The organism is Chryseobacterium sp. c4a, from assembly GCF_009900745.1.
Classification (GTDB): Bacteria; Bacteroidota; Bacteroidia; order Flavobacteriales; family Weeksellaceae; genus Chryseobacterium.
This window is the reverse complement of the sequence record NZ_WXVU01000017.1, coordinates 55,035-67,378: the sequence shown is the minus strand read 5'-3', so window position 1 is coordinate 67,378 and position 12,344 is coordinate 55,035. Positions and strand designations below refer to the sequence as shown.

13 protein-coding genes and 1 riboswitch are annotated in these 12,344 nt (G+C 34.7%); of the genes, 5 read left to right on the top strand and 8 right to left on the bottom strand.

The features are described from left to right. Positions 1 to 287: 287 nt before the first annotated feature. Positions 288 to 2,009 (bottom strand): PspC domain-containing protein, encoded by a 1,722-nt coding sequence (locus GTR01_RS19350; RefSeq protein ID WP_160139404.1) that lies wholly within the window; start codon positions 2,007 to 2,009, stop codon positions 288 to 290. An 11-nt stretch (positions 2,010 to 2,020) separates the two neighbouring features. After that, a complete protein-coding gene (locus GTR01_RS19345) occupies positions 2,021 to 2,350 on the bottom strand; it encodes a PadR family transcriptional regulator (protein ID WP_160139403.1) in 330 nt (109 codons plus the stop codon). Between the two features lie 556 nt (positions 2,351 to 2,906). Here GTR01_RS19345 and GTR01_RS19340 point away from each other — a divergent pair. Continuing rightward, entirely contained in the window at positions 2,907 to 3,605 is a 699-nt protein-coding gene (locus GTR01_RS19340) for an XAC2610-related protein (RefSeq protein WP_160139402.1), read from the top strand. A gap of 1 nt (position 3,606) precedes the next feature. After that, complete coding sequence (locus GTR01_RS19335; RefSeq protein ID WP_160139401.1) at positions 3,607 to 4,197, top strand: HD domain-containing protein; 591 nt, start codon at positions 3,607 to 3,609, stop codon at positions 4,195 to 4,197. A 181-nt stretch (positions 4,198 to 4,378) separates the two neighbouring features. Here the strand turns inward: GTR01_RS19335 and GTR01_RS19330 are convergent, their stop codons facing one another. The 5 genes from GTR01_RS19330 to GTR01_RS19310 form a co-directional block, all read right to left on the bottom strand. Then, on the bottom strand, positions 4,379 to 4,762 hold the full coding sequence (locus GTR01_RS19330; RefSeq protein ID WP_045499671.1) for an acyl-CoA thioesterase: 384 nt from the start codon (positions 4,760 to 4,762) through the stop codon (positions 4,379 to 4,381). A gap of 115 nt (positions 4,763 to 4,877) precedes the next feature. Continuing rightward, positions 4,878 to 5,058: riboswitch (cobalamin riboswitch) on the bottom strand. A 35-nt stretch (positions 5,059 to 5,093) separates the two neighbouring features. Beyond that, positions 5,094 to 5,891, bottom strand: a complete 798-nt coding sequence (locus tag GTR01_RS19325; protein ID WP_160139400.1) for a hypothetical protein — start codon at positions 5,889 to 5,891, stop codon at positions 5,094 to 5,096. Between the two features lie 80 nt (positions 5,892 to 5,971). Next, a complete protein-coding gene (locus GTR01_RS19320) occupies positions 5,972 to 6,856 on the bottom strand; it encodes a hypothetical protein (RefSeq protein ID WP_160139399.1) in 885 nt (294 codons plus the stop codon). A 32-nt stretch (positions 6,857 to 6,888) separates the two neighbouring features. Further along, positions 6,889 to 7,551, bottom strand: a complete 663-nt coding sequence (locus GTR01_RS19315) for a hypothetical protein (RefSeq protein WP_160139398.1) — start codon at positions 7,549 to 7,551, stop codon at positions 6,889 to 6,891. Positions 7,552 to 7,690: 139 nt separating this feature from the next. Further along, positions 7,691 to 9,838, bottom strand: coding sequence for an endonuclease MutS2 (locus GTR01_RS19310; protein WP_160139397.1), 2,148 nt, complete (start codon positions 9,836 to 9,838; stop codon positions 7,691 to 7,693). Positions 9,839 to 9,900: 62 nt separating this feature from the next. Here GTR01_RS19310 and GTR01_RS19305 point away from each other — a divergent pair, with 62 nt between their 5' ends. From GTR01_RS19305 to GTR01_RS19295, 3 genes are all read left to right on the top strand, one after another. After that, a complete protein-coding gene (locus GTR01_RS19305; protein WP_160139396.1) occupies positions 9,901 to 10,263 on the top strand; it encodes a hypothetical protein in 363 nt (120 codons plus the stop codon). A 263-nt stretch (positions 10,264 to 10,526) separates the two neighbouring features. Continuing rightward, complete coding sequence (locus GTR01_RS19300; protein ID WP_160139395.1) at positions 10,527 to 11,033, top strand: GNAT family N-acetyltransferase; 507 nt, start codon at positions 10,527 to 10,529, stop codon at positions 11,031 to 11,033. Between the two features lie 174 nt (positions 11,034 to 11,207). Beyond that, positions 11,208 to 11,849 (top strand): uracil-DNA glycosylase, encoded by a 642-nt coding sequence (locus GTR01_RS19295; RefSeq protein WP_160139394.1) that lies wholly within the window; start codon positions 11,208 to 11,210, stop codon positions 11,847 to 11,849. On the opposite strand, the gene GTR01_RS19290 is transcribed toward GTR01_RS19295, so the two are convergent. Continuing rightward, positions 11,836 to 12,336: a hypothetical protein gene (locus GTR01_RS19290; RefSeq protein ID WP_160139393.1), complete on the bottom strand. Its 501-nt coding sequence runs from the start codon at positions 12,334 to 12,336 to the stop codon at positions 11,836 to 11,838. The genes GTR01_RS19295 and GTR01_RS19290 overlap by 14 nt on opposite strands. Positions 12,337 to 12,344: the final 8 nt, after the last annotated feature.

Genomic DNA, 12,344 nt, shown 5'->3' with positions numbered 1-12,344 from the left:
TATAACCAATTTGGTTATACTTTTACAAATATATTGAAATATTATTGCTCTTAAAATAAACCGTTGATTAAATCTACGATTTTCATTACGAATTCCATTGCAAATTGTATCATAATAAGAGTGTTTTTTAGTGTTTGTTGGTTATTAAATTTTTGCTATACGAAATTAAAACAATTTTTTCACATAGAGAACTAAAAATTAGTTTTTTTCACATTTCTGAGAGAAGAATGGTGTGAATTTCAAACGGTTGCTTTCCATCCACACCTTCTACCACTCTCTGTAGTTAATTATTTAGTTTGTATGGATATTTCGTTTTTTCCGTCCTTTATTTTGATGTCCACATCTTTGTTGATTTTTTTAATATCAGATGCTACGGAATCAATAACTTTCTTAGCCTGGTTGTTAGGAACTTTTTTACCATTAATGATAATGCTGTCTTTATCATCAGAGTTGTATTCTATGCTGGAACCATTTACCGTAATCTTATTTTTTTCGATTCTGATTCCGTTATGGTTGTCATACTCATCCTGGTCATTATCATCCATTCCATCTCCATTCAGGTCTCCATCAAAATGGATGTGGTCTTTCTTCACAGGAATTACAATGGTTTTCTGAGGAACTACAAGTTCATAATTTACTCTGTAATCTCTAAACCTTTGGTCATAAGGATATTTGATGAAATTAGGAAGCATTACTTTGTTGTTCACTATTTCTACCGGAACTGTTAATTGAACAGGGATATTATATCCGTCTCCTTCTTTTTTGATAATCAGATAAGGTGTTTTAATGTCTGTTTTTCTTATCACATCTACTGAAATATAGTCTTCTTCATACACACTTCTCTTATCGGAATAGATGTCATCGTCATAAGCTTTAAAGTTTTGAGGAATAGTTACCTGCTTAATATCTACATAAACAGTATCTGAAGTCGTATTGATGGCTACATTTTCTATATCTTCTTTGCTGCCTTTGTAGATTAGATTTTTCTTAGCCATGCTTACTCCAAAATAAGCTCCTAATCCAAGAAGTAAAAGGAATATTCCTCCTAGTACCCATCCGATATTTCTTAGTTTTGTCTTAGGTGAAAAGATCTTAATTCCTAATAAACTGAAAATAATTGCCGGAATTAAACTTCCAAGAACCATTATTGCAACTAAAACTTTATCAAGGCCATTTTCGCCCATGTAAAATTCTATTTTATTCGCTCCAGGAAAGTCTACTCCTGTTCCGAAAAGTCCAAAGATAACAAAGACTCCTATGATACTGCTTACAGCCAGTAGGACAAAGATTCCGCCTACAATGTATTTCAGTACATTCCAGATTCCGCTCCCGGCATTGTTGATGTACGGTTTATTTTCGTTGTAGATCTCTCCGACCCTCTGAGTAGATTCATTGGCAAATTGTACCAATTTATTAGACTCATTCTTAAGATTGTCGAAGTTCATAGGCTTTCCCTGCATTTTCAGGAAATCTGCTGCTGTTTCGGCTTTTGGAAGTACGGCCCAAAGAATTACATAAAGAAGTCCAATCAATGAAGAGGAGATGGCTGCTGTGAAGATTCCTAATACGAAAACTCCAAGCCAGATTGCTCTCATTGCTGTAATATCCATTCCTACATACTGAGCTAAACCAGCACAAACACCTGCAACTTTTTGTTTTTCAGGATCACGGAACAATTGTTTTTTATCTGAGTAATTAGTTCCTGTATTGGTTTTTTTATTTGTATTTTTTTCAGAAAAATAAGCCTCTTCCTGCTCTTCAATTTTCTCAGGAGTTCCGATCTGTGCGATTACCTTTTCTACATCGGTATCGTTTATTACTTCACGTTTTCCTAGAGAATCTCTGAAGATCTCCACCATTCTTATTTCTATGTCATGCATTACCTCATCAGCTTCTGAAGCATCTAGTGAGCTTCTAAGAGCGTTCAGGTAATCGCTGAGCTTTATATATGCGTGTTCTTCTATAGTAAAAGAAAAACCTGCGAGTCCTATTGAGAGTGTCTTGTTCATAGCTTTGTTTTTTAATGTTGTTGAGTGATTTGGTTTACTGAGGCGGTAAGCTCATTCCACGTATTTTGAAGTTCATCCAGAAAAAGTTTGCCTTTTTCTGTGATCTGATAATATTTTCTGGGTGGCCCACCTGTAGATTCTTCCCATCTGTAAGAGAGAAACTCTCCGTTTTTAAGTCTTGTGAGAAGAGGGTAGAGGGTTCCTTCCACGACATCCAGTTTTCCTTTTTTCAGTTCATCAATAAGATCAGAAACATACATTTCACGCTGATTGATGAGACTTAGAATACAGAATTCCAGAATTCCTTTTCGCATTTGCGCTTTGGTATTTTCAGTATTCATCTTTGATAAGTTTTGTTAATTAGGTTATATTTTTAGAAAAATGCCCCTAGCTAGTTGAGCCTTTTCTAATTTTACATTACAAAGATATGTAAATAAAATGGTATTATGCAATACAAAGTAGTGAAATTTTGAAAATAAAATGATTAAAATATTGATAATCAATGTAATAAATTTTTGATCAATTTTATGAATTTTGTTTTTTTCGAGAAAAAGTCTTTAAAAAAGTGTAAATAATTGTTGAAGTTTGTAAAATCTAAGGTGGAAATAGCAGAAAGATTAAGGGGGATCTGGGATAGATTTAGACAAAGCAGGAGTGAAAATAGTATTAGACAACATTGTATGGTTCTACTTTATTAATTTCCTCAGATTATTGTGCTATTTGTGAAAAGCATTTGTATAGTTGGTATCTAAATCAAGAGCCTTGCTTATAACTTCAGCTTCTGTTGACTCATAGTTTATTACTTGTCTCACCACATTTGAGTTTTGAAATAGGAACTATGATTCGTATTTTTGTTTGAACGTTTACAAAACAGTTGAATCCTATATTACTATGAACATGAATATTTTAAATTATTACAAGAGTTTATCTGCTTTTATATTATTAGGCCCTTTATGTTTTGGGCAATATCAGTTTGAGGTAAAAGATGCTTCAAAAAATTATGATGCCATTATTACCATCAATAATTGTTTTGATGATCAATGTATGGATAAAGGAACAGTGGAATTATTTGATAATAAGAACAGCAAAGTACAAACCTTTACATCAGATAATCTGGTGTTATATCTTGGAAAGGGACAGAGATTGGAACGCGGGAAAATAATCCCATTAGCGAAAGAGCAAAGCCCTTTGATTTTTGGTGATTTTAATTTTGATGGAACCGATGATCTGGCGATAAGAAATGGTAATATGGGGAATTACAGTTCAGCGTCTTATGATGTATACGTATTCAATAGTACCAGAATGTCGTTTGTAAAAAGTAAAGAACTTACAGAGTTGGGATCAGATAATTTTGATTTTTTTGAAACAGATCCGGTTCGTAAACGCCTTATTGCCTTTGGAAAATCCGGATGCTGTAATTTTTTTACTACAGAATATGAAGTCATTCCGAATAAAGGACTCGATAAAGTGCTTGAAAAACAAGAAGACGAAAGCGAAGATGGCTATGTGAAAGTTATCATCAAAGAAAAAAAGAATAATAAGTGGACGACCAGAACTAAGGTATATCCATCAGATCAATATAATAGAGAAAAGTAAAATGAAAATCCAGAAAGAAATCGATTTTATCCTGGCTGTAGATGCCTTGAAAAATGTACAGAGAAGAAATTACAATGCGGATGATTCCAGAAGAGAAAATACGGCAGAGCACTCCTGGCAGATCATTATTCTGGCACAAATCCTTTATCCTTATGCGAAAAACCGTGCGGATATTGACTTATTGAGAGTCATAAGAATGCTATCCATTCACGATCTTGTGGAAATTGAAGCAGGAGATACTTTTCTTTTTGATGAAGCAGCTATGGTAGGAAAGTTTGAAAGAGAAAAGATTTCCGCACAGAAGATCTTTGGAATTCTGGATGAACCTTTACGTACAGAATTTTTCAATCTATGGCTTGAGTTTGAAGAAGAGGCTACTCCGGATGCTGTTTTTGCCTGTTCTATCGATCGAATAATGCCTTTTATTCTGAATTCTTATACTTCGGGAAAGAGCTGGACGGAAGCTGGTGTAACGGAGAAACAGATCAGGAATATGCTTGAAAATGCTATTACAAGAGCGTCAGACGAGATGGGAGAGGCCTTTGAACTGTTGTTAAGCAAGAGTCTTGAAACAGAAAAAGTTTTGAAATAATCTAAGTGAGGAAGCTGGAAGAGGGAGGCTAGGCGTTATTGTTACTCTATAATATATTTGGGAGCCATTCGTTTAGCTTTTCCATCATTCGCAAAAACGGAAATATTTTATTCGGAGTTTAGAATAAAACATATATCATAAAAAGTTTCGGGCGGCCAAAGGCCGCCCGAAACTTTTCTATTTATAGTATCTGGATTGGTTTCTTGAATTCATCAATCGCTACAAAAGTAAAATCACCTACGATTGCTTTTTCTCTTTCGTAAGAATACATCTGCTCAGTGTAAATTTCAACATTTACTTTCATACTTGTTTTTCCAACGTATGAAACTTTTCCGATTAATTCTACAATAGTTCCTGCAGGAATAGGTTTTTTAAAATCAATTTTGTCACTGCTTACTGTTACCACTCTTTTTCTTGCGAAACGGGTTGCAGCAATAAAGGCTACTTCATCCATAAGCTGCATGGCAGTACCTCCGAAAAGAGTATCGTAATGATTGGTTGTGTTAGGGAAAACCGCTTTAAAGATTCTGGTTTCGGCAGCTTCAATTCTTTCTTCTGTAGTCATATTTCATTATTAATTAAGGCGAAATGAAATAGTATCAAAACAACAGAATAATGACAGGAACGTTGGAAATTCCTGAAACAATCCATCAGATCAATAAAACTTCAAATCGCGAAAGTTTCTTGTTTAAGAAAGTGGCAGGTCTCCTGACTTGTAACATCTTTTATCTCCTTCCCATGCCTCGCACAGTGGATCTTTGATAAAGATTACAGTTACTTACAGTTGCGCGACAGTCCGTGATTTTCACACGGTTCCCTTTTAATCTGTGGTTATACAGAACCAGTTTCTATGATGAATAAGCGTTAAAACTTTTTCGGCTGCAAAATTAATGAATTTATTCCGGATTATGATAAATAATCTGACTGATTACTCTTCCCTTTTTGATCGTCCATAAAGTGGTATATCTATATTCTCCCGAACCATTGATCATATAAAGGAAAATGTTGTCATTGTCCAATGCAGTTACTCCTACATTATTGAAATCCATGGTAGGCTGGAACATATTTTTGATGGCTTCTCTTACAAAAACAGAACCTCTTCCGGGTTGCTGAAGTCTGATAGATTTGATCTCAGTCATCCCTTCAGGAAGTTCGTTGCCAATTCCCCAAGGTTTAACTTTATCAATGGTAAGAAGCTTTCCTTCCGCATCCTTTTCTTTTTTACGGTAACCGGCATTAGAAGGATATACATCAATGACAACTTTGCTCCTTTGTGCAGTAGGAATTTTGGGATCAGAATTATCAGTGAAGATCAATGATCTTCCGTTTTTAGATTTAGAAGGAGTATAAGCGGGAAGTTGATCCACAAAGGCAATACGTTCTTTGTTAACCATTCCTTCTTTGTCAAGAGTTTCATATCGTACAAATGGTTTGTCTTCATCCTGCTTTTCAGGATATTTGATCCAGATCCACTCCGTTTCTCCCGGAGCAGGCTTTACAAAAACAAATACATCACCTTTACGCATTCTGATCTTATCTACAATTTTTCTGTAGTTGTCTTTATGAACACGCACATTGGCATATCCCTCTTCAGCTTTTACAACACCAAAAGGAACTTTATTTTGACCCTTAACGAAGGCTAAAGAAAAAATACTGAAAGCAGATAGGTACAATGCTTTGTTTACTGAAATCATCTTAACAAATTTTAGATTCCCAAATATATAAATTAAATGCTTTTTGGATGAGGAAAATAAAAATGTATTTATTGAAATTATCAATATCCCCTGAATAACTTATAAAGTTCTTCATCGGGAACCTGATGCTTGTCATTCTCCTGTAACCATTCCAGGGATTCTTTGCTAAGATTTAGACTGTCATAGGCCTTGGTTTTTAAATATTTTTGTTGTTCATCGACGATACTGTATATTATTTGCCCTGTTTTATCATCTACCAATTTCCTTATCACTTTTGTTGTTCTGTCTTCCGGATGCGGAGAAAGTAAAATATACCAATAGGAATGAATATCATTAAAAGATCTGTCAATACCTATAAAGGGAGATCCATATGAATCCGCTATAGCCAGAACCTCATAAAAATTCATTCTGAAATGAGAGTCATGATCTATTTTCTGTAGCAATGTTCCGTCTTCAGAATAAGCATACCATATTCCTACAGGATAACCGGCAGCTTTTACTCCATATCCAAAATGTCTTATAGTATGAATTGAACCATTTTTGTAAAAGTCAATTTGGGTCTGAAATGAGTTAGAAAACTGTTGGGTATATCCTGTATTTTCAGTTGTTCTTGTGTACTTTTGTGTATCTCTTTTACCAGTCATAATAAAGCTGATTATTCCGTCCTTGAACTCATAAGTAGTTAGCGGAATAATGCTGTCAGCTTTGTCTTTCAACTCAGCAATATGTTTATTGGTGTAAGGACTATATACTACGTTGTAAAATATTCCATTGACTGGCTGCTTTTGTTTGGCATAGGAAACCAGGGTCTCATAAGTAGGTATAATTAGGTTTTCCTTTGAAATATCATCGATTTTTATCGTATTGAATTTGTGTTCCGGATTTGGTGTTTTATGCTGTGCATTTACAAAAAGCGAAATACTGGAAATTCCAATTAAAAATACTGACCGATATATTTTGTACATATCAGAATAGTTATTTATCTACAAATCTTGTACTAAGATTCTGATCTCTGATTAGACGAGTCATAAATAGCTTTTGGATCATTTTTAAGGTAATAAGAAAATACTCCGAAAAATAATAGTACAAGCAGAAATAATGCTCCACATATATAAAAAGCCGTTCCAAAACCATAGCTGATGGTCACTCCGCCTCCTAATCCCATTCCAACTTTATTATTTCCAAGGCCTTCCATCTTGGATTGAAAAGTAAGATAAAAAGTTAACAAAGAAATAACGCCTATCAGGGAAATAGTAATATGCCAGATATATTTTTTCTTAATACTTTTTATCACATGAATAATAATTCCTGCAATAGCTGCAAGAAAAGCAATGATAATAAACGGACTTGGAGGAATATTCTCTTTGTCATTTTTATTATTGGAGTCATTCAGTGGCGAGTACTCACTGTCAGAATTGGCGGATTGATCATTGGAATCATTTCCGAAAGCCGAACCAAAAGGAGAACTTTTTTTCAAACTTTCCTTCATGCGGTCATTCATCGTTTGTTTGGAAACACCGGTTACGAGATCTGTTCCTTTAATAGACATCAAAGTGGTATCACCACATTTTATCAGGAAAAAAGGAAAGAAAAAACATAGTATAATAACGGTATAACTTGGTATCGGAATAAGATCAGATAATACTTTTAATGGTTTCATAAATTATTGTTTTGGTTAAAAGTAAGAAAAATTATATTGATAATGCACAAAAGAAAAGAGAGTATCCGCAGACACTCTCTTCCCTTATTGTATTCACAATTTGTTTTCAAATTCTCAAATTAATACATTTTCAAATTGATTAGATTCTCTCTAATTCATCCGCATCAATCGTCGTTTTGAAAGTCCCGTAGTTCACAATCACCTTATTTCTGGAGATTTTTTCAATGGTACCTACACTGGTACTTCCTGTAATACGAACACGTTGGCCAATCTTCATCCAGATTGCACGGTCACTCTTGCGTTTTTCTTCCAGTTTTTCGTTGGTTTCCGCGATCTTCTCAATCACATCCTCTTTTTTAAGCTGTTGTGTGATTTTTCTTTTAACAACCTGAAGACGCTTAGACTCATCCTTATCGGCACCAAGTTTTCTGAATTTTTCCTGTTCAAGAAGCTTCACAAAATCTTTTACCACATCTTTTCTGGATTTTCCTTTCGTATAGCTGTCTATGAAAGCTTCAATCTTGTTTCCGAACTGAAGTTTACGGTGTTCCTCTTCATATAACTTCTGAAAATTGAATAACTTCTGTTGAAGCTGATCATTCAGTTTCTGAAGATTATCACGTTTGTCTTCTACAGATTCTTTTCTTTCGGCCAGATCAGTTTTTAGTTTTTCAACCTCATATTTCTCCTGCTGCAGTTTTACAATCGTTTTGTCCAGATTCACAATATCATGTTCCACTTTTTTCTTAGCGGAATGAATGATAAATCTTGGAATTTTATTCTTTTCAGCCACTTCAAAAGTAAATGAACTTCCTGCCTGTCCTACTTCCAGTTTATACATTGGCTCCAGAGTTTCTTCATTGAAAAGCATTGCTGCATTCTGAGCATTCGGAAGCTGTTCTATAACCAATTTAATATTGGTGTAATGCGTCGTAATAATCGCAAAACTCTTTTTATCATAGAAAAACTCCATAAAACTTTCAGCCAAAGCACCTCCCAGTTCAGGATCAGAACCTGTTCCAAACTCATCAATCAGTAAAAGCGTATTGGCATCAGCCTCGCGGATGATTCCTGACATTTTCTTTAATCTCGAAGAATAAGTGGATAGATGATTTTCAATGGATTGATTGTCACCAATATCAGTCATGATCTTTTCAAAGAAAAACATCTCAGATTTCGGATGCACAGGTACAAGAATACCACTCTGGATCATGAGTTGCAGCAATCCAACTGTTTTTAAGGTAATCGATTTACCACCAGCATTAGGCCCGGAAATACAGATGATTCTGTTATGATCCGTTAAAGTCAGGGTCTGTGGGTGAATGATTTTGTTCTCAACCTTATTTCTCAACCATAGCAAAGGATGAAAAGCATCTTTTAGCCTTAATGTTTTATGATGGTTGATCTTAGGAAGTACTCCATTGATGAGTTCTGCAAATTTAGCTTTAGCTCTTACCAGATCAAGATCAAAAATATAGATCTGATACCTCCAAAGCTGAGGTTGAAATTCTGCCAATTCTGCAGTAAGTTTTCTAAGGACTTTATCAATCTCTTTTTTCTCTTCCTCCTCGTTTTCACGAAGCTTAAAGTAATGTTTTACTACACTGTCTGGTTGGATATAGGTGATAGAACCGGTTTTTGAAATTCCCAGGGTTCTTCCCGGAACTCTTTTCTTAAAACCAGATTTTACAGCTAAAACCCTTTGGTCATCAATAATTGTTTCTCGTATATCATCCAAAAAGTCACTCTGTCCATACGTAGTCAAAGCTCGGTTGAAGTTTTCCTGAATCGCTTTTTTAGCATGCTGGATCTCAGTTCTTATCCCTTTTAAAGCAGGAGAAGCCTCGTTTTTTACCTCACCAAAACGGTTGAATACCTTATCCACCTTATCGATGATCTCCTTTTTGAATTCCAATACAGAAACTTCTTCCAATAATGTAGGGAATGTTTCCGGCATGGTAGGGAAGAACTTTTGTAATCTTCCGATCTGCTCCGTGATGGTTTTTATTTTGATGAAAGCACTGTTTTCCAGACGGTAATTCTCAATCAGCATCAATTTCAGCTCACCTTCAATATCTTCATATTCATCAAACGGAATCGCATTTGAACTTTCAAAACTCGACAGATATTCTGACGTTTTTTTCAATGAAAGTTCCGCCTCGTCAATTTCCATCGGACGAAGTTGAAGAATTTTTTCTCTTGTTTTCGGAGAATACGCAAATGGGGAGATTTCCGCGAGCAATTGCGGAAACTCTAATTCGTCTAAATCTTCTTTATCTATATACACAGTGCAAATTTAGTGAGAATTTTGATTATTACGTATATTTGAATGATTTACAAAATATATCCATGAAACAATTATTCTTTATTCTGCTTTTCTTTTCAGTAGGAATTCAGGCTCAAACTAAAAAACAGAAGTTTGAAAAAATGAGCCAGGTGGGAAAGAAACTGTACTTTAAAAGTGCTAAGAAAGCTCAATACGGAGCTAATAAAAGCCTTAAAGATGAGCAGATGAAGAGAATTATCAATCTCAGTCAGCAAAATGACAGCTCTAGAAAAGAAGTGGTAAAGAAAAATACAGATCATGATAAAGGGGCAATTATGTATGAGGAAACCTCTTATTTAAGTTATAGGAGGTATCATTTTATTGGATTAGACAGTAATAAGAATGTTTCTTCAAGAGATAATAGACTTGTGCTAAGAGATATTTAATAAAATGAAAAAGATAATTTTTTTCTTATTGCTTGGGATAGAGGGGATTGTTCTGCGCAAAAAAAAGAAATCATCTCAGAAATTGATATTCGATCCGAGAAATTTGATTCTGAAGCATTTTCTAAAGATGCTAAAAAATATAAAAGGGGAGATTTTTATCACAGACCGGGAAAACTAATTTTTTGTTAGAGATAAAACAGGTAAGTAATAAATAAGATCGAAAATCCGCTGCCGGCGGACGGTGAAACTTTAATGCAAAATAAATGAAACTGGAAACAGAACGTCTGATTTTAAAAGAGATTAATGAAGCTCATACTGAAGATATTTTACTCATCAGAAGTAATGAAGTGACAAATCAATATGTGAAAAGAAAGTCTCCTAAAACCAATTATGATGCACTGGAGTTTATCTTACACATCAAAAAAGAAACTCAAAATAAAGAAGTTGCTTTTTGGGGAATCTCATATAAAAACTCCTGGAATCTTATCGGAACAATATGCCTCTGGAATTTTTCGCCAGACAAGAAAACAGCCGAGGTAGGGTATGAATTATTACCGGACTATCACAGAAAAGGAATCATGTCTGAAGCTCTGAATGCTGTTCTGGACTATGGATTTCATGATTTGCAATTGGAGGAGATTATAGCGATCACAAGCCAATTCAATGAAAGCTCTAAAGGACTTCTTTTAAAATATAATTTCATATTGCAAGAAGATCAAAAAGATGAAGGGAATTCGGATAATATTATTTTTAGCTTAAAAAGAAAGTGATCCTGAGCTCATTCGTTTCCTATTCGTTATATATTATGTGTTTGTGTCTTTCGTGCTTCTGAATAGCTTTATCTATTGTATTATCCTATTTTTCCTATATTTTAATGGAAAGAAAAATAAAGATATTTAAAGTATAATTTGCAGTCTTATTTCAATATTAATTACTTTTGCAATATGACCTGGACAGAAATTTTAGCCCCGATAAAAAGTACAGAATATTTTACAACCCTTTGGGAAAAAGTAAAAAATGAATATGCAACAACAAAGGTTTTTCCACCGAAAAATCAAATTTTCAGAGCATTGGAATTAACTCCTTTTGATGATGTTGAGGTCGTAATTATTGGACAGGATCCTTACCATAATGACTATCAGGCCAATGGTTTGTGTTTCTCTGTTTCTGAGCAGGTAAAAGCTCCACCATCCCTTAAAAATATTTTTATCGAACTAAAAGATGATCTTGGAGTAGAAAGAACTACCAAAGAGCTTGATGACTGGGGAAAACAAGGTGTTCTTTTATTGAATGCAACGTTAACGGTTCGTGCTCACTCACCTAATTCTCATAAAGATCTTGGCTGGGAGACCTTTACCAATTATATCATCAAAGAAATTTCTGATAAAAAAGAAAACGTAGTTTTCGTATTGTGGGGCGCTTTTGCACAGAAAAAAGCCGAACTCATTGATCCGGCTAAACATTTTATCTTGAAATCGGCGCACCCGTCACCGTTTTCGGTGTATAGAGGATTCTTCGGAAGCAAGCCTTTCTCAAAAATTAATGAATATCTTATTTCCAAAGGAAAGAAACCTATTTCGTGGTAGTATTGGATGGAGCTCCGGCCTTTTTAATACTGATTCCTATTTTATAATTTCCGTTTAATGCTGTAGTTCCACCTTCTGCTTTAGGATAGGGGGTTACCTCTTGTAATGTGATGGTATATCCATTGAAATCAGTCGATTGGTGATAATTACGGTTAGCAAAATCCATACTGGCCAGATTTAAAAGTACCGGTCGGGTAGAAGTTCCCATTACTTCAACCTGAGCAAGAGCAACTCCAGCCCAGATACAGTTCACCCCTTCAGGGCAGCGGCTGTCTTCAGAAATTCCTTTGAAGGTAATATTCATCTGATATTCTTTCAGAAATTTATTTTCTCCTTCACTCAAATAGATGATACCATTTTTTTGATTATTTGAGGTCGTACTGGTTGTCATTGGAGGTGTTTTTGAATCTGTTTTGGCTTTCTTTTGGGCATCGCATCCCGTTAATGCAAAAATTCCCAAACTGAATATAACGGCTTTATGGAACATAGTTTTTC